General features: G+C 69.8%; 17 protein-coding genes. 14 read left to right on the top strand and 3 right to left on the bottom strand.

The genetic code is table 11. The features are described from left to right. The first annotated feature begins 115 nt into the window (after positions 1-115). From ABZT06_RS30605 to ABZT06_RS30565, 9 genes are all read left to right on the top strand, one after another. A complete protein-coding gene (locus ABZT06_RS30605; protein WP_355747976.1) occupies positions 116-760 on the top strand; it encodes an HAD family hydrolase in 645 nt (214 codons plus the stop codon). A 69-nt stretch (positions 761-829) separates the two neighbouring features. Then, a complete protein-coding gene (locus ABZT06_RS30600; RefSeq protein ID WP_355747973.1) occupies positions 830-1,513 on the top strand; it encodes a VC0807 family protein in 684 nt (227 codons plus the stop codon). A 66-nt stretch (positions 1,514-1,579) separates the two neighbouring features. Then, positions 1,580-2,794: an MFS transporter gene (locus ABZT06_RS30595; RefSeq protein WP_355747970.1), complete on the top strand. Its 1,215-nt coding sequence runs from the start codon at positions 1,580-1,582 to the stop codon at positions 2,792-2,794. Next, complete coding sequence (locus tag ABZT06_RS30590; protein WP_355747967.1) at positions 2,745-3,917, top strand: acetoin utilization protein AcuC; 1,173 nt, start codon at positions 2,745-2,747, stop codon at positions 3,915-3,917. Before ABZT06_RS30595 ends, ABZT06_RS30590 begins: the two co-directional genes overlap by 50 nt. Positions 3,918-4,099: 182 nt before the next feature. Continuing rightward, on the top strand, positions 4,100-4,915 hold the full coding sequence (locus ABZT06_RS30585) for a phosphatase (RefSeq protein WP_355747964.1): 816 nt from the start codon (positions 4,100-4,102) through the stop codon (positions 4,913-4,915). A 129-nt stretch (positions 4,916-5,044) separates the two neighbouring features. Then, positions 5,045-5,254 carry a helix-turn-helix domain-containing protein gene (locus ABZT06_RS30580; protein ID WP_016437488.1) on the top strand — a complete coding sequence of 70 codons (210 nt, stop codon included), beginning with the start codon at positions 5,045-5,047 and terminating at the stop codon, positions 5,252-5,254. Positions 5,255-5,432: 178 nt separating this feature from the next. Beyond that, positions 5,433-5,531: an AURKAIP1/COX24 domain-containing protein gene (locus ABZT06_RS30575; RefSeq protein WP_003948845.1), complete on the top strand. Its 99-nt coding sequence runs from the start codon at positions 5,433-5,435 to the stop codon at positions 5,529-5,531. A 212-nt stretch (positions 5,532-5,743) separates the two neighbouring features. Beyond that, complete coding sequence (locus ABZT06_RS30570) at positions 5,744-6,808, top strand: NAD-dependent epimerase/dehydratase family protein (protein WP_355747960.1); 1,065 nt, start codon at positions 5,744-5,746, stop codon at positions 6,806-6,808. Positions 6,809-6,822: 14 nt separating this feature from the next. Further along, positions 6,823-7,884, top strand: a complete 1,062-nt coding sequence (locus tag ABZT06_RS30565; protein WP_355747957.1) for a lysophospholipid acyltransferase family protein — start codon at positions 6,823-6,825, stop codon at positions 7,882-7,884. Between the two features lie 205 nt (positions 7,885-8,089). On the opposite strand, the gene ABZT06_RS30560 is transcribed toward ABZT06_RS30565, so the two are convergent. From ABZT06_RS30560 to ABZT06_RS30550, 3 genes are all read right to left on the bottom strand, one after another. After that, on the bottom strand, positions 8,090-9,307 hold the full coding sequence (locus ABZT06_RS30560) for a DUF5667 domain-containing protein (protein ID WP_355747955.1): 1,218 nt from the start codon (positions 9,305-9,307) through the stop codon (positions 8,090-8,092). Between the two features lie 233 nt (positions 9,308-9,540). Continuing rightward, positions 9,541-10,314, bottom strand: a complete 774-nt coding sequence (locus ABZT06_RS30555; RefSeq protein ID WP_355747952.1) for an ECF subfamily RNA polymerase sigma factor, BldN family — start codon at positions 10,312-10,314, stop codon at positions 9,541-9,543. A 314-nt stretch (positions 10,315-10,628) separates the two neighbouring features. After that, positions 10,629-11,555 carry an HAD-IB family hydrolase gene (locus tag ABZT06_RS30550; protein WP_355747949.1) on the bottom strand — a complete coding sequence of 309 codons (927 nt, stop codon included), beginning with the start codon at positions 11,553-11,555 and terminating at the stop codon, positions 10,629-10,631. A gap of 116 nt (positions 11,556-11,671) precedes the next feature. On the opposite strand from ABZT06_RS30550, the gene ABZT06_RS30545 reads away from it, so the two are divergent. The 5 genes from ABZT06_RS30545 to ABZT06_RS30525 all read left to right on the top strand — a co-directional run bounded on the left by ABZT06_RS30545 (position 11,672) and on the right by ABZT06_RS30525 (position 17,333). Further along, positions 11,672-11,959, top strand: a complete 288-nt coding sequence (locus tag ABZT06_RS30545) for a glutaredoxin family protein (protein ID WP_355747946.1) — start codon at positions 11,672-11,674, stop codon at positions 11,957-11,959. Between the two features lie 235 nt (positions 11,960-12,194). Continuing rightward, positions 12,195-12,968 carry a redox-sensing transcriptional repressor Rex gene (locus ABZT06_RS30540; protein WP_355747943.1) on the top strand — a complete coding sequence of 258 codons (774 nt, stop codon included), beginning with the start codon at positions 12,195-12,197 and terminating at the stop codon, positions 12,966-12,968. Further along, positions 12,965-14,674 (top strand): glutamyl-tRNA reductase, encoded by a 1,710-nt coding sequence (locus tag ABZT06_RS30535; RefSeq protein ID WP_355747940.1) that lies wholly within the window; start codon positions 12,965-12,967, stop codon positions 14,672-14,674. The genes ABZT06_RS30540 and ABZT06_RS30535 overlap by 4 nt, the downstream gene beginning before the upstream one ends. Further along, complete coding sequence (gene hemC / locus ABZT06_RS30530) at positions 14,671-15,630, top strand: hydroxymethylbilane synthase (RefSeq protein ID WP_355747937.1); 960 nt, start codon at positions 14,671-14,673, stop codon at positions 15,628-15,630. Before ABZT06_RS30535 ends, hemC begins: the two co-directional genes overlap by 4 nt. After that, on the top strand, positions 15,627-17,333 hold the full coding sequence (locus ABZT06_RS30525) for a bifunctional uroporphyrinogen-III C-methyltransferase/uroporphyrinogen-III synthase (RefSeq protein WP_355747934.1): 1,707 nt from the start codon (positions 15,627-15,629) through the stop codon (positions 17,331-17,333). Before hemC ends, ABZT06_RS30525 begins: the two co-directional genes overlap by 4 nt. Positions 17,334-17,424: the final 91 nt, after the last annotated feature.

Raw genomic sequence — 17,424 nt, 5'->3', positions numbered from 1 at the left:
GCGCCGATGGTACTGCAGGGGGGACCCTGTGGGAGAGTAGGACACCGCCGAACAATTTTTGAGAAAACCCCCGTGCCATTCGGCACGGGGGTTTTCTGCGTTTAGGGTCGATGCCATGCGCTATGACCTCGTCATCTTCGACAACGACGGCGTTCTTGTCGACAGTGAGCCGATCTCCAATCGGCACCTCGCCGCCTATCTGACGGAGCTCGGGCACCCGACCTCTTATGAGGACTCCATCCGGGACTACATGGGCTCCGCCATGCACCGGATCCATGATCTCGTCCTGGAGCGGACCGGGCAGCGGTTGCCGGCGGACTTCGACGACGTCTTCCATGCGAGGGTCTTCGCGGCGTTCGAGCGGGAGTTGAAGGCCGTGTCCGGCGTCAGCGGCGTACTGGAGAAGCTGACGGCGGACGGGATGCCGTACTGCGTCGCGTCCTCCGGGAGTCATGAGCGGATCCGGGTGGGGCACCGGGCGACCGGGCTCGACCGGTGGTTCGAGGACGAGTGGATCTTCAGTTCGCAGGATGTGGGGCGGGGGAAGCCGGCGCCGGACCTCTTCCTGCACGCCGCTGAGCGGATGGGGGCCGAGCCCGGACGCTGTGTGGTGGTCGAGGACAGTCCCCTGGGGGTGCGGGCGGCCAACGCGGCGCGGATGGACGTGTACGGGTTCACCGCGATGACGCCCGCCGCGAAGCTCGCCGGGGCCACACAACTCTTCTCCGACATGGGCGAGTTGACGGGCCTGCTCGTCTGACATTTGTCATGCCGAGCTCCGGACGATCGTTTCTACCGGCGCCCCTCTGGTGGACGAGAAGCTGACGGCATGACGACGAAGACGAACTCGAAGCGTGCGAACCTGGCTCCTCTGATCGTGGACGTGGCTGTGCCGATCGGGGCGTACTACCTGCTCAAGGACGGGCTCGGGATGAGCACGTTGATGGCGCTGGGCCTCAGCAGTGTCGTCCCGGCCGTGCGGACCGGCTGGAGTGTGGTGAAGGAGCGGACGGTCAACGGTCTGGCCGCCCTCATCCTCGTCGTCAACGTCGTGGGGCTGCTGCTCAGCTTCGTGGCCGGCGACCCGCGGCTGATGCTCGCCAAGGACAGCGGGGTCAGCAGTGTGATCGGGATCGGTATCCTCGTCTCCGTCGCGCTGGGGAGGCCGATGATGACCGCGGGCATGAAGCCCTGGCTGGTGAAGGGGATCGCGGAGCGGGAGGCCGCCTGGACGCGGCTCCAGGGGGCGTCGGAGGACTTCCGGCGGGCCGAGCGGCGGTTCTCCGTGGTGTGGGGCGTCGTACTGCTGACGGAGTGTGTGCTGCGGGTCGTGGGGGCGTACACGCTGCCGGTGGACACGATGGTGTGGCTCGGGTCCGTGGTCATGGTCGTGTCGATGGCGGTGGCGTTCCTGGTCAGCGGGGCGATCGGGGCCGGACCCATGGCCCGGATGCTCGTCGCCGAGACGAAGGGCTGCGCCTCCGTGAGGCCGGAAGTCGCCCTCGCCCGATAAAGCTGAGAGAAACTCATCTTTGGCTGGATCTACCCACGAGTACGCCGGGGCCCTACGCTCGCCGCCATGACAGATGTGCTGCGGCGCGGTAGGGCCTCGCTGGCGTTCAGCTTCTTCGCGCAAGGCGTCGCCTTCGCCCTGCTGGTGACTAGGATCCCCGCGATCCAGGACCGGTACGGCGTCTCCGACGCGCTGTTGCCGGCCTTCCTGGCCGCCGTGCCGATCCTCGCCGGGGTCGGCAGCGTCTCGACCGAGCACCTGGTGAAGCGAATACGGCCCAGCCGGCTGCTGCGGTTCGCGCAGCCCGTCGTGCTCCTGGCGCTGCTCGGCGTGGGGGCCGGGGACTCGACGGTCGAGCTGGGGGTCTCGCTCGCCGCCTTCGGGCTCGCCGTCGGCATGCTCGACGCGTCCATGAACATGCTCGGGGTGAGCCTGCAGCGGTCGTACGGGCGCAGCATCATGCTGAGTTTCCACGCGGTGTTCAGTCTCGGCGGGATCGTGGGTGCCTCGCTCGCCTGGGTCGGGGCGCACTGGCATCTCGCGCTGTTCGTGTCCTATCTGCCGGTCGTGGTGGTGCTGGTGCCGCTGTGCCTGGTGGGGAGTCGGTGGTACGTCGACGGGGACGGTGCCGCCGAGGAGGAGAAGGCGCCGGGCGGTGGAGACGGGATCGTCTTCAAGCTGCTGCTGCCGCTGTGCCTGGTGATGACGTTCGCCTACATCGGGGACTCCACCGTCTCCAACTGGAGTGCGAAGTACCTCCAGGACGTGCTCGGGAGCAGCGAGCAGCTGGCGACCGTGCCGTACAACGTCTACATGGTGACGACCCTGCTGGGGCGGGCCATCGGGGACCTCGGGGTACGGCGGTTCGGGGCGGCGACGGTCGTACGGGCGGGGGCGGTGGTGGCTGCCGTGGGGTTCGCGGTCGTGGCGGTGGCGCCGGGGCCGTGGGTGGGGATGCTCGGGTTCACGCTGCTGGGGCTCGGGCTGTGTGTGCTGGTGCCGCAGACCTTCGCCGCGGCCGGGCGGTTGTTCCCGGGGGCCTCGGACGCGGCGGTCGCTCGGCTCAACGTCTTCAACTACGTGGGGTTCCTGATCGGTTCGCCCTTGGTGGGGGCCTTGGGGGACGCGTGGAGCTATCGCGGGGCCATGCTGGTGCCGATGGTGTTGGTGCTGGTGACGCTGGTGTACGCCAAGTCGTTCGCGGCTCAACCGGACCGATACGGTGGCGGGCATGAGCGGCCGCGCACAGCTGATGTGGGACGAGGCAGTAACGGGCTATGACTTCGGTCCGGACCATCCGATGGATCCGGTCCGGCTCGACCTGACCCGGCGACTGGTGGACGCCTTCGGGCTGGACCGGGACATGGAGGTCGTGGCCGCGAAGGCGGCGGGCGACTCGACGCTGCGGCTCGTGCACCGGGAGGACTACGTCGAGGCCGTGAAGGCGGCCTCCGTGGACCCCGGGGCGGCCGACCAGTCGTACGGGCTGGGGACGATGGACGATCCGGCCTTCGAGCGGATGCACGAGGTGTCCGCGCTGATCGCCGGGCAGTCAGTGGGAGCGGCGGAGGCCGTGTGGCGCGGGGACGCGCTGCACGCGGTGAACTTCGCGGGTGGGCTGCACCATGCGATGCCGGGGGGAGCGTCCGGGTTCTGCATCTACAACGACGCCTCGCTCGCCATCGCGCGGCTGCTGGAGCTGGGGGCCCGGCGGGTCGCCTATGTGGATGTCGACGTGCATCACGGGGACGGGGTGCAGGCGGCGTTCTGGGAGGATCCGCGGGTGCTGACGATCTCGTTGCACGAGCATCCTCGGACGCTGTTTCCGCAGACCGGGTGGCCCGAGGAGACGGGAGCGGACTCGGCTGAGGGCAGCGCCGTGAATGTGGCGTTGCCGGCGGGGACGGGGGACGCGGGGTGGTTGCGGGCGTTCCACGCCGTGGTGCCGGAGCTCGTCGCGGACTTCCGGCCGGATGTGCTGGTGACGCAGCACGGAGCGGACACGCACTTCGAGGATCCGCTGGCTCATCTCGCGGTGTCGTTGGACGCGCAGCGGGCTGTCCAGGTCGCCTGTCATGAGCTGGCGCACGAGTACGCCGGGGGGAAGTGGATCGCGCTCGGGGGCGGGGGATACGCCGTCGTGGATGTCGTGCCCCGGTCCTGGACCCATCTGGTGGCCATCGCCGCGGGGCGGGCCATCGAGCCCGAGGCGATGATTCCCGAGGGGTGGCGGCAGGAGGTGTTCGCGCGGACGCGGCAGTTGGCGCCGGCGCGGATGACCGATGGGCGGTGGCCGGTGTCCTATGCGGAGTGGGATGCGGGGTACGACCCTGCGGATCGGCTGGATCAGGCTGTGCTGGCTACTCGGCGGGCGGTGTTTCCGTTTCGGGGGTTGTTGGCCTAAGGATGCGCGTGGCTGTGCCGTCTGGCGGCTGCGGGTGCTTTGTGGCTGGTCGCGCCCACGCGGCGGAGCCGCATATTGAGACAGCCCCGCGCCCCTGGGTGGGTGCAGTCCCCGTTACTCCGACTGTGCGGTAAATCTCTGTTCCCCACGTAGCGCCGCCGCGCATCCGCCACCATCACTCCGTGTTGAGCACCGGTGCCCTCCGCGCCCATCTGCTGGCCGCTCGTCTGGCCGGACCCGTGGCCACCTCGCGGGAGGAGAGTCTGCGGAGTTACCGGTTGTTCGCGGCTCGGGATCCGAGGGTGCTGATCGGGATTGATCCTGAATGGTCGTGGACTGAGCGAGATCTGATCGGTCTCATGGCCGACAAGTGCGGGGTTTCGGGCAACCCTCGGCATGCAACTGGCCATGATGTGATCGATCCTGAGCGGACACTCGCCGCGCTCGACGCCTTCGCGGAGCGGCTCGCGGCAGTTGCCCAGCGCAGCGGGGCCGTGCTTCTCGGCACCGGTCATCCGCACCGACTGCTCGGGTTCTACGTCGCCCTCGCGGACGCCCTCTCGGCGGCGGGATGTGCCGTCCTCACCCCTGCGCATGGTCGCCGTGTCGACATAACGACCCGGTTCGGTCTACGTACGTACAACCTTGAGTACGTACGAGGAGTCGCGCTCGTACGGGAACCGGACGCGGAGTGCTCCGGTGGTGAGCCGGGCGCACACACGCATTCACCGCTCCCGGTTCGTACCGCGCTGGCGGCCGCGGCCGAGAGCGGCGGGCCGCTTCCGGAGCTCGTGATCGGGGATCACGGATGGGTCTGCGGAGCAGGTCAGCTGGGGTTCGAGGCGATGGGGCCCGCCGATACGGACGACCCCGCGCTCTTCGTGGGGGAGGCCGAGGGCGCCGTGTCCGTCGTCGTTCCACTTGATGACGCCGTGCGGTCTGATTACTACCGGCCGCTGACCCGCTACGTACTCAATCGAGCGTGTCTGTCACAGTAGGCCGCCGATGGGTGCACCTCTTCCCCACTTGCATCACCCGCCCCTACATTGGGGAGTGAGCACGCAGCGACGAAGAGTCACCGGAAGGGGAAGCCGGTGGCCGTCGAGTGCGGAAGGTTCAGGTGTGTCATGGCTGCTGAACAGAGGCCTCTGAGCGAGGTTCAGTTCCTTACCGTGGCGGAAGTCGCCTCGGTGATGCGAGTGTCGAAGATGACCGTGTACCGGCTGGTGCACAGCGGTCATCTGCCCGCGATCAGGGTGGGACGGTCCTTCCGTGTCCCCGAGAACGCGGTTCACGAGTACCTCCGCGAGAGTTATGTGGGGGTGGAGACGGCCTGACGGCGACCGGACTCGGGGAGGTTCCAAGGGGGCCTCAGGGCACTCGCGGACCCCTGCCGGATCTCCCCGGTTCACCTCGATTACGACCTCAGCGCTCGGGCGGGTAGGCTGACCCCTCGTAGGTCGTATGGGCCCATGGCGCCCAGCACCGAGTGATGAGAAGTGAGCGAGGGTAGTCGTGGGCTCTGTTATCAAGAAGCGGCGCAAGCGGATGGCCAAGAAGAAGCACCGCAAGCTGCTGAAGCGCACGCGCGTTCAGCGTCGCAACAAGAAGTAAGCGACGCCGCGTAAGCGTGTTTGTGGCCCCCCACCTGATATCGGTGGGGGGCCACACGCGTGTCGGGACGTGGCGGTGGGCTGGATGTCGTCACCTCGTGCAGTGGGCGGTCATCACAGCGCAACATCGAACCGCTAAGTTGGCCGGACACGGGGAACGCGGCACAGGACTGGTACCAGGGCTGGACTACGGCTGGAAGGAAGGCGCTGATCTTGGGAAAGGTCGTGCTCGTTACCGGAGTGGCCCGACAGCTGGGGGGCCGGTTCGTACGACGCATACAGCGTGACCCGCGGGTGGACCGGGTGATCGCCGTGGACGCGGTGTCGCCGGAGCACCATCTGGGCGGTGCCGACTTCATCCAGGCCGACATCAGACAGCCCGGCATCGCGCGGGTACTGGCCGAGACGGCCGCCGACACGGTCGTACACCTGGATGTGACGGCGATGGCGCTCGGCAGCGGGAGCCGGACCACGGTCAAGGAGACCAACGTCATCGGCACCATGCAGCTGCTCGGTGCCTGCCAGAAGTCGCCGAACGTCAAGCGGCTCGTGGTGAAGTCCAGTACGAACGTCTACGGGTCCGCGCCCCGCGATCCCGCCGTGTTCACGGAGACCACTCCGCCCAAGTCCCTGCCCTCCGGCGGCTTCGCCAAGGACACGGTCGAGGTCGAGGGGTATGTGCGGGGGTTCGCGCGGCGGCGCCCCGACGTGGCCGTGTGTGTGCTCAGGTTCGCCAACATCCTGGGGCCGACGGCGGACACCCCGCTCGCCTCGTACTTCGCGCTGCCGGTGCTGCCGACCGTGTTCGGGTACGACCCCCGGCTGCAGTTCGTGCACGAGGACGACGTGATCGAGGTGCTCAGGATCGCCTCGCACGAACCGGAGCGGGGCACGCTCAACAGTGGCACCTTCAACATCGCGGGCGACGGCGTCCTGTTGCTGTCGCAGTGTTCCCGGCGACTCGGGCGGCCCACCGTGCCCCTGCTACTGCCGGCCGTCACCTGGGCCGGGTCGCTGGTGCGTACCCTGGGAGTGACGGACTTCTCGCCCGAGCAGATCCGGCTGCTGACCCACGGCCGGGTCGTGTCGACGGTCCAGATGCGCGAGACGCTGGGATTCCGGCCGAAGCACACGACGGCGGAGACCTTCGCGGACTTCGCGCACAGCCAGGGCCCCGGGCTGCTGCCGCCGGAGGCCGTCGCGGGGGCCGTCGACCGGATCGCCGCGCTGCAGCCCCTGGCGGGCAGTGGCCACCCCCCGACGCAGAGCGCCAACTGAGGAGCGCATCAACGATGGCGGACGCCAAGGTCATTCCGTTCGACGACGACCGGTCCCGCGCAGGCGCCGTACAGCGGCCGGCGCGGCGCCGGAGCGCGGGGAGCCGGCGCAAGGGCACCGAGCCCGCGCCGGTCCGTGAGGTCCAGCCCCTGCCCAGCGAGGTCTCCGCGCAGGATGATGTTCCTGTGACGCGTGAGGAAGAGCCGCCGCAGCAGGCGAACGACGAGGGCGGCGAGGGGAGCCTGGAGCGGCGCATCGCCGGGGGCCTCAGCTTCCTGCGCCGCCGGCTCACCGGCGACTACGAGGTCGACGACTTCGGGTACGACGAGGAGCTCACCGACCAGGTCCTGATGTCCCTGCTGCGGCCGGTGTACGAGAAGTACTTCCGGGTCGAGGTGAAGGGCGTCGAGAACATCCCGGCGGAGGGCGGCGCGCTGATCGTCGCCAACCACTCCGGGACGCTGCCGCTGGACGGGCTGATGATGCAGGTCGCCGTCCACGACCACCACCCCGCGAACCGGCATCTACGGCTGCTGGCGGCGGACCTGGTGTTCATGCTGCCGGTGGTCAACGAACTCGCCCGCAAGGCCGGTCACACGCTCGCCTGCGCCGAGGACGCCGAACGGCTGCTGGGGCGCGGGGAACTGGTCGGTGTGATGCCGGAGGGCTTCAAGGGCATCGGCAAGCCCTTCAGCGAGCGCTACAAGCTCCAGCGCTTCGGCCGGGGCGGTTTCGTCTCCACGGCCCTGCGCCAGCGCACCCCGATCATTCCGTGCTCGATCGTGGGCGCGGAGGAGATCTACCCGATGATCGGCAACGCGAAGACCCTCGCGCGTCTGCTGGGCTTCCCGTACTTCCCGCTGACGCCGACCTTCCCGTGGCTCGGCCCGCTGGGCGCGGTGCCGCTCCCGACGAAGTGGACGATCCAGTTCGGCGATCCGATCCACACGGACGGCTATCCGCCGGAGGCCGCCGAGGACCCGATGCTGATGTTCAACCTCACCGACCAGGTCAGGGAACAGATCCAGCACACGCTGTACAAGCTCTTGGTGCAGCGGCGGTCGGTGTTCTTCTGACGGGGTGGTTCCGCTGGGGCGACCGCAGGACACTGGACGGAGTCCGGCGCGGCTGTCCGATGCCTGCGCAGCAGTGTGAGGGCAGCAGACAGGAGGGGCCAAGCTCTTGGTGCAGCGGCGGTCGGTGTTCTTCTGAGGTTGGTTTTGGTACGACGGTGGGGGCGCCCTTCGCAGGAAGGGCGCCCCCACCGTCGTACCGGACGAGCTAGCTCGCGTCCTCGCCGTTGATGCCCAGGCCGGGCAGGAGGCCCGGGAGGAGGGGCGGGAGGGTGACGTCCGGGTCGGCCGAGGGGGCCGGGGACGTCGGGGTGGCGGTGCCGGTGTCCTTCGGCAGGTCGAGGAGGCCGCCGGTGTTGCCACCGATCAGGCCGTCGTCCGCGCTGCCGGAGGCGGCAGGCTTGCTGGGGCTGCTGCCGCCGTTGCGCTCGGTGGAGCCGCCGGTCCCGGGGGCCGTCGAGTGCCCGGAACCGGTCGAGGTGTCCGAGGACGCCGAGCCGGAGCCGCCCTGTCGCTGCCCTCCCTCGCCGCCGCCCTGGGCCGGGGGCTGGGGGAACAGGGACTGGAGCGGCGCGACCTCTTCGTCTATGGCGTCGAAGACGTCGGACACCTGGTCGCTGACGTCGCCGAGCTGGACGGGCAGCCGATCGCGGAGCGCACCCCAGGCCTCGCGGTGCGAGCGCGAGAAGCCGGCGAGGGCCTGGATGGGCCCCAGGGAGTTCGGGTCGCGTTCGTATGCCTCGTGCAGCAGTCGGTGGCCCTCGGAGGCGTCGTACTGCATGCCGGACAGGGCGCGGCGGATCTCACCCACGGACTCGTGGTCGAGGTGACCGCCCCGGCCGCGCTCCATCAGTCGGCGGGCCTCGTTCAGCCGGGTGGAGGCCTGGTCGAGGTAGGCGACACCGCGCTCGTCGTCCCCGTCGGACAGGTAGGTCAGCTTGAAGTCCTCGATGCCGCGCTTGAGGCCGTACAGCGAGTCCCCGGGCAGGGCGTCCGAGCTGGCCGCGGCCACTCCGCCGAAGGCCCCGGCGGCGACTCCGACGCTCAGGCCGCCCGCGGCCAGGGTCTTGGTGAGCCGGGAACGCGGTCGCAGTTTCCCGAGCGGGCCCGCCCGGTGGGTGCCCTTGGCCCGATGGGAGCGCTGCCCGGGAACCGCGGGTTCCGCCCCGTCGCCCTCCAGCAGCATGGCCTCCATCGCGGCCACCAGCTGGGCTCGCTGGACGACCTTGACCTCCGGGTCCAGCTCAGGCCTGGGCAACTCGCCGAGACACTCCGCGAGGGCCAAAAGACGGTCCGGATCGGGATGGTCCGCGGCGGCCGGCGCTGGTCCTTCGGACTGCTCGGCCGCCGGGTCCCGGTCGGACTGCTCCTCCAGGGCCTGGGCGAAGGCGTTCGCCCGCCGGTGCGCCGATACGTTCGCGATCACTGGCGGCACCTCCTCTCGTCATGACGGTCGACTCCCCAGGGGGTCCTGAGGGTTGCACGCCCTGAGCACAAGCACACGATCGGGTGATCGGAGTCGGCCAGGGAGTGACCACAGGGAGCCTGCATCCCGCACAACGAGCGGCGTGGCACTTGGGTTACGGACTGCGGATGATCGGATCGGGGAGGCAACGGACTTTCACCGAGAGCGAGTTGGCGGTTACCGGGCGTGGGCTCTCAGCGGACGTCGTCCGGGAGGAGCCTGGCCAGGGTGCGGACGGCCCGGTACTGGAGGGTCTTGATGGCCCCCTCGTTCTTGCCCATCACCCGGGCGGTCTCGGCGACGGAGAGACCCTGGAGGAAACGGAGGGTCACGCACTCCTGCTGCTGGGGGTTGAGCCGGCGGACGGCGTCCAGCAGTGCGGCGTTGGAGAGGGACTCCAGGACGGAGTCCTCTGGTGAGCGCTCGACCTCGTTGGCGTCGAGCATCTCGCCGGTGGTGACCTCGAGCCGGAACCGACTCGACTTGAAGTGGTCGGCGACGAGGTTGCGGGCGATGGTGACGAGCCAGGCGCCGAAGTCACGGCCCTGCCAGGTGAAGGTGCCGATCCTTCTGAGCGCGCGCAGGAACGTCTCGCTCGTCAGGTCCTCGGCGGTGGCCTTACCTCCTACCCGGTAATAGATGTACCGGTACACGGTGTCGCTGTACTGGTCGTACAGGCGGCCGAAGGCGTCGGCCTCGCCGGCCTGGGCGCGTTCGACCAGGCCCATCATGCGGGCGCTGTCGCTGTCCGCGGCGGGACGGCGGGCGGGGGCGGCGCCGGTAGAACGCCCTCGTCTGCCGACGGCCGCGGAACCGTCGGCCAGTGCGTAGCACGGGCCGATCGGTGCCGCGGCTACGGCGAGGGCGGGGACGGCGTACGCGGTGGGGACGAAGCCGCGCAACAGGTCTTGGACCGTTGCGCGCAGCGTAGCCAGGCCCGAGGCGTCAACCCCGACGTGTGGGTACACGGGACTCCCAGAGGCAGAGCTTCCATCACGTGCAGTGCGGGACCGTTCACCCGTCGTAGCGACGGAGAGGTACCGGATTGCGTCTGAGGAGAATAACGCTTAGTGCAGGCCCTGCTACACCCAGTTGCTCTATTCATCGATTACGTCGCTTCTGTAACCGATTGGGAGCCGTTCAAGTGCCACAGAGTGACCGTTTGTTGATCGATGGCGGTCGTGTTCTGTCAGGGAACGGGGTGTGTTGTGGCCGTGTGCAGCCAATGTGCCTGCACACAGGGTTACGCGCGCAAAACCCAGGGATTGGTGTGTTTGCCTGGTTACCGGCGGCGCCTGTGCAGGGCGATCGCCGCCGCCGTGCCGCCGGCCACCGCTCCCACGCCCGCCGCCGCCGGGATGCCGACCTTGGCCGCCTTGCGGCCCGTGCGGTAGTCGCGCAGGCGCCAGTCGAGTTGACGGGCGTGCTTGCGGAGCTTGGTGTCCGGGTTGATGGCGTAGGGGTGGCCCACCAGCGAGAGCATTGGGATGTCGTTGTGGCTGTCGCTGTACGCCGCACAGCGCGACAGGTCGAGCCCCTCCGCCGCCGCCAGGGCCCGGACCGCCTCCGCCTTCGCGGGGCCGTGGAGGGGCTCACCGACCAGCTTGCCCGTGTAGACGCCGTCCACCGACTCGGCCACCGTGCCGAGGGCACCGGTCAGGCCGAGGCGGCGTGCGATCACCTGGGCGATCTCCACCGGAGCCGCGGTGACCAGCCACACCTTCTGGCCGGCGTCCAGGTGCGCCTGCGCCAGCGCGCGGGTGCCCGGCCAGATGCGCTCGGCCATGTACTCGTCGTAGATCTCCTCGCCGATCGACTGGAGCTCGGCGACGCGGTGGCCCTTGACGATGGAGAGCGCCGAGTCGCGGGCCTCCTGCATGTGCTCGGGGTCCTCGGAGCCGGCCAGCCGGAACCAGGCCTGCTGCCAGGCGAAGCGGGCGAGATCGCGGGTCTCGAAGAACTTCCGTTTGTACAGGCCACGGCCGAAGTGGAAGAGGGACGCCCCCTGCATCACGGTGTTGTCCAGGTCGAAGAAGGCGGCGGCCTTGTCGTCGCCCAGAACCGGGAACTGCGGCTCCGGTGGCGTACCAGGGGCCTCCGCGACCTCCTGGGAGGACTTGCGCGCAGCCTCCGCCGAGGCCTCGCCTGCCAACACGCTGCGCGCCGTGGCGGAGCGCCTACGGGGGGTGAGCCATCCGAGAGCGGCCATGGCGTGAGCATAGCCAGTCCGTTCGGTGGTTCCGGAGTCGAGAGGTTTGAAGGGTGTGAACACTCCGAGACTGTGCCGTTAAGCAGGCGCGCCGATCCAGGCCGCCGCGCGGGAGAATGGCCCGCATGAGTCCCATCTTCCGCCGAAAGCAGGCCAGGGCCCCCGAGGACCGGCTCGTCACCCTGATCCGTAAACCGGGTTGTCATCTGTGTGATGACGCACAGCAGGTGATCGAGAAGGTATGTGGAGATCTCGGGGTTCCCTGGGAGTACAAGGACATCGACCAGGATCCTCAACTCCACGAGCAGTACTGGGAGCAGATCCCCGTCGTGCTCGTCGACGGTGAGCAGCACACGTTCTGGCGGGTGGACGAAGAACGCCTCCGCAAGGCCCTGACCGACTAGTCCAACTCCTGCGGCCGGTCGCTTAGGATCGATGGCGAAGTGGTCTTGGGGGCAGGATTGACGAGGGAAGTGTGCGGTTTTGCCTCCGAGAGAGACGCGCGTGACCCCGGTCACGTTGGCCGGGCAAATCGGACACCATCTTTGTGCACGCGTTCACAAAGACATAGCCTGCATTCGACGGGGCGGTCCGGGGACGTGTGACCGCCTACAGCCCCGCTCTACCCGCAGGAGCACCGTGGCAACTGGCCGAACTCACCGACCGGCGACCCGTAGCCGAGGGATTCCCGAGGCCACCGTCGCCCGCCTTCCGCTGTACCTACGAGCCCTGACGGCACTGTCCGAGCGCTCGGTACCCACGGTCTCCTCCGAGGAACTGGCCGCCGCCGCGGGGGTCAACTCCGCGAAGCTGCGCAAGGACTTCTCTTACCTGGGTTCTTACGGAACGCGCGGTGTCGGCTACGACGTCGAGTATCTCGTCTACCAGATCTCCCGCGAGCTCGGCCTGACCCAGGACTGGCCGGTCGTGATCGTCGGTATCGGTAACCTCGGCGCCGCTCTCGCCAACTACGGCGGCTTCGCGTCCCGTGGATTCCGTGTCGCGGCGCTGATCGACGCTGATCCGGCGATGGCCGGCAAGCCCGTCGCGGGTATCCCGGTGCAGCACTCGGACAGCCTCGAAAAGATCATCGAGGACAACGGCGTGTCCATCGGTGTCATCGCGACCCCCGCCGGTGCCGCCCAGCCGGTCTGCGACCGGCTCGTGGCCGCCGGGGTCACCTCCATCCTGAACTTCGCGCCGACCGTGCTGTCCGTGCCGGACGGCGTCGACGTGCGCAAGGTCGACCTCTCCATCGAGCTGCAGATCCTCGCCTTCCACGAGCAGCGCAAGGCCGGTGAGGAGGCCGCCGCCAGTTCCGACGGCGCCGGTCCGGTCGCCGCCGGCCGCGGCGATTCCGCCGCCGGCGACAAAGGGCCTGACGGGGACGTACCCGCCGTGATGCCGGCATGAGTCTCCTCGTCGTCGGGCTGAGCCACCGCAGCGCACCGGTGAGTGTGCTGGAGCGGGCGGCGCTGCATGCCGATGCGCAGGCGAAGCTGGTCCAGGACACGGTCGCGGCGGAGCCGGCCACGGAGGCCGCGGTGCTCGCGACCTGCAACCGGATCGAGCTGTACGCCGACGTGGACAAGTTCCACGCGGGCGTGGCCGAGCTGTCGACGCTGCTCGCTCAGCACAGCGGGGTGGGGCTTGATGAGCTCACTCCCTATCTGTACGTCCACTACGAGGACCGGGCCGTCCATCACCTCTTCTCCGTGGCCTGCGGTCTCGACTCCATGGTCGTGGGCGAGGGGCAGATCCTCGGGCAGATCAAGGACTCGCTTGCCCGGGCGCAGGAGTTGCACACCGCCGGGCGGCTGCTGAACGACCTGTTCCAGCAGGCGCTGCGGGTCGGCAAGCGGGCGCACTCCGAGACGGGGATCGACCGGGCCGGGCAGTCGCTGGTCACGTTCGGGCTGGAGCAGCTTGCTCTCGGCGCGGAGGTGCCGGACTGGGCCCGCGGCAAGAAGGCGCTGGTCATCGGGGCCGGGTCGATGTCTTCGCTCGCCGCGGCGACGCTGGCGCGGGTGGGGGTCGCCGAGATCGTTGTCGCCAACCGGACCGCGGAGCGGGCCGAGCGGCTCGCGGAGATCCTCAACGACGGGGCCGACTCGGACGTGGTTGCCCGTGCGGTACCGATGGATTCGGTGCCGGACGAGCTGACACGTGCCGATGTTGTTGTGTCCTGTACCGGGGCCACTGGGCTGGTGCTGACGGCTGAGGCTGTTGCTGCTGGGCGAGGGTGGGTCGCGCAACTCGGCGCCGGCGAGGTGCCGCCCTTCCGTGGGTCGGGAGCCGCCCCAGCGGCACGACTGCCCGCAGGCTCCGCAGTTGAAGAGAACTGTCCCCTTGACCTGACCCCCGTGCAGGCCACCCCTGGTTTCTCCGTGCTCGGGGAAGCCGCCGTCGCCGGGATGGCCGCCTCCGAGCTCGAGCAGCACGCCGCCTGGGTGGACAACGCGCCCCGGCCGCAGGGATCCGTCGCTGTCGTCGATCCCGCCCAGGAGGCCGACGCCATCGCCGCCCTCGCGGCCACCGCCGCCGTCATCGGGCGGGTGCCCGAGCGACGCAGGCCCGAGCCCGTCGCCGAGATTCCGCGGCCCGCTCCCTCGCTCTTCCTGCTCGACCTCGCCATGCCCCGGGACATAGACGCCGCCGTGCACCGGCTGGGCGGGGTGCGGCTCGTCGACATCGAGTCCCTTGCCGAAGCCTCGGCGGACGCTCCCATGGCGGCCGACGTCGATCAGGTCCGCCGTATCGTCGCGGACGAGGTCGCCGCCTTCGGGGCGGCGCTGCGGGCCGCGCACATCACGCCCACCGTCGTCGCGCTGCGCACCATGGCCGCCGATGTCGTCGCGAACGAGATCGCGCGGCTCGACGGGCGGCTGCCGGGCCTCGACGACAAGCAGCGCGGGGAGATCACACAGACCGTGCGGCGCGTGGTCGACAAGCTGCTGCACGCACCGACCGTACGGGTCAAGCAGCTCGCGGCCGAGCCCGGCGGGGCCGGGTACGCGGACGCGCTGCGGACCCTGTTCGACCTCGACCCCGAGACGGTGGCCGCCGTCTCCCGCGCCGAGGACAGCACCACCGATGAGAAAGACCGAGGCTCGTCATGAGTACCAAGGCGCTACGGCTCGGGACCAGGCGGAGCAGACTCGCCATGGCCCAGTCCGGGCGGGTGGCGGATGCCGTGAGCCAGGTGACCGGACGGCCTGTCGAGCTCGTCGAGATCACCACGTACGGCGATGTGTCCAGGGAGGCGCTCGCGCAGATCGGCGGCACGGGTGTGTTCGTGACCGCGCTGCGGGAGGCCGTGCTCAAGGGCGAGGTCGACTTCGCGGTGCACTCGCTGAAGGACCTGCCGACCGGGCAGCCGGACGAGTTGACGCTGGCCGCGCTCCCCGAGCGTGAGGACCCGCGTGATGTCCTGGTCGCCCGGGACGCCCTCAAGTTCACCGACCTGCCCCGCGGTGCCCGCATCGGTACCGGTTCGCCCCGGCGTACCGCGCAGCTGAACGCGTACGCCCGCGTGCACGGACTTGATATCGAGACGGTTGCGATCCGGGGGAACATAGACACCCGCGTGCGGTTCGTGCGCGATGGTGAACTGGATGCGGTCGTGCTGGCCGCGGCAGGGCTGCAGCGCATCGGCCGTATCGACGAAGTGACCGATTTCCTCTCGGTCGACACAGTTTTGCCCGCTCCCGGCCAGGGAGCACTGGCGATCGAGTGCACCGCGGACAACGCGGACCTGATCGCAGCGCTCGGCGAGCTCGACGACCCGTTCACGCGGGTGGCCGTGACCGCCGAGCGGTCACTGCTCGCCGCCCTGGAGGCCGGTTGCAGTGCCCCTGTGGGGGCGCTGGCCGACCTGCTGGCCGACGGGCAGATTGTCAAGGAAATGCGCCTGCGGGGCGTCGTCGGCACCACCGACGGCTCGCGCATGGTGCAGTTGTCCACCACCGGTCCCGTGCCCGAGTCGTACGACCAGGCAACGGCGCTCGGTCGCGAACTCGCGACCGAGATGCTCGCCCAGGGCGCGGCCGGTCTGATGGGGGAGCGAGCACAGTGAGCCCCACCACCCTTCCCGCCGGTCCTGAACACGGGCACGTCACCTTCCTCGGTGCCGGACCCGGAGATCCGGGACTACTGACTCTGCGCGCCGTCGAGGCGCTCACGAACGCGGACGTTCTCGTCGCCGGGCACGAGGTGCTCGACGTCGTGCGCGTCCACGCTCGGTCGGGCGTCGCCGTCGTGGACACGGACACCGAGTTGCCCTCGGCTCCGGGTCCGGGCACGGGCGCGCCCCAACTGACAGTCGTTGACGGCACGTCAACAACCCCTGCTGTCCCCGCTGTACGGGATGCCGCACATCTTGTCATGGAGGCCGCCAGGGGTGGCAGGCGGGTCGTGCGTGCGGTGTCCGGGGACCCCGGGCTCGACGCGTACGCCGCCGAGGAGATGCTGGCCTGCGTCCGCGCGGGCGTTCCCTTCGAGGTCGTGCCCGGTGTGGCCGCGGCCGTCGGTGTACCCGCGTACGCCGGTGTCCCGCTGCGGGACGCGCAGGGCGCGGACGTGCGGTTCGTGGACGCGCGGACGGCCTCCGACCGGTGCTGGACGGAGGTGGGGGTGTCGGACGGGACCGTGGTCGTGTCGACGTCCCTGGACTCCGTGGGCGCCGCCGCCGGGGAGCTGGTCGCGGCCGGGCGCAAGCCCGACACCCCGATGACCGTCACCGTCGCCGGTACGACCACGCGGCAGCGCACCTGGACGGCCACCCTGGGCACCATCGCCCAGACGCTCAAGCAGGCCAAGGTGCTGCCCTCGCCCGAGGGCGGCCGGCCGGTGATAGCCGTGGTCGGTGAGCGCTCGGCCGCCGCGCAGCGCGACCAGCTGTCGTGGTTCGAGAACAAGCCGCTGTTCGGCTGGAAGGTTCTCGTGCCGCGTACGAAGGAGCAGTCGGCCTCGCTCTCCGACCAGCTGCGGTCCTACGGGGCCGTGCCGCACGAGGTGCCGACGATCGCCGTCGAGCCGCCGAGAACGCCCCAGCAGATGGAGCGGGCGGTCAAGGGGCTCGTGACCGGGCGCTACGAGTGGATCGCCTTCACCTCGGTCAACGCCGTCAAGGCCGTCCGGGAGAAGTTCGAGGAGTACGGGCTCGACGCCCGGGCCTTCGCGGGGATCAAGGTCGCCGCGGTGGGCGAGCAGACCGCCAAGGCGCTGGTCGCCTTCGGTGTGAAGCCCGATCTGGTGCCCTCCGGGGAGCAGTCGGCCGCGGGTCTCCTCGAGGACTGGCCGCCGTACGACCCCGTCTTCGACCCGATCGACCGGGTCTTCCTGCCGCGCGCCGACATCGCCACGGAGACCCTGGTCGCCGGGCTCATCGAGCTCGGGTGGGAGGTCGACGACGTCACCGCCTACCGGACCGTGCGGGCCTCGCCGCCGCCCGCGGACACGCGGGAGGCGATCAAGGGGGGCGGGTTCGACGCCGTTCTCTTCACGTCGTCGTCGACGGTGCGGAACCTGGTCGGTATCGCCGGGAAGCCGCACAACGTGACCGTGATCGCGTGTATCGGTCCCGCCACGGCGAAGACCGCCGAGGAGCACGGGCTGCGGGTGGACGTGATGGCTCCCGAGCCGTCCGTGCACAAGCTGGCCGAGGCGCTGGCCGACTTCGGGCTGAAGCGGCGGGCGGCGGCGGTCGAGGCCGGCGATCCGGTGACGCGGCCGAGTGAGCGGCGGCCGGGGGCTCGGCGGCGGCGGTCCACGACCTGAGGGGTTGGTTGTTTGTCCGCGGGTGCGTGGGGGCTGAGGTTTTGCGCAGTTCCCCGCGCCCCTGGATGCCTGCGGCGGCCCGCTGCGGCCC

It is taken from the genome of Streptomyces sp. NPDC005483, assembly GCF_040606035.1.
GTDB lineage: Bacteria > Actinomycetota > Actinomycetes > Streptomycetales > Streptomycetaceae > Streptomyces.
Note: the sequence above shows the minus strand (reverse complement) of the source record. Positions and strands in the feature narration are given on the sequence as shown.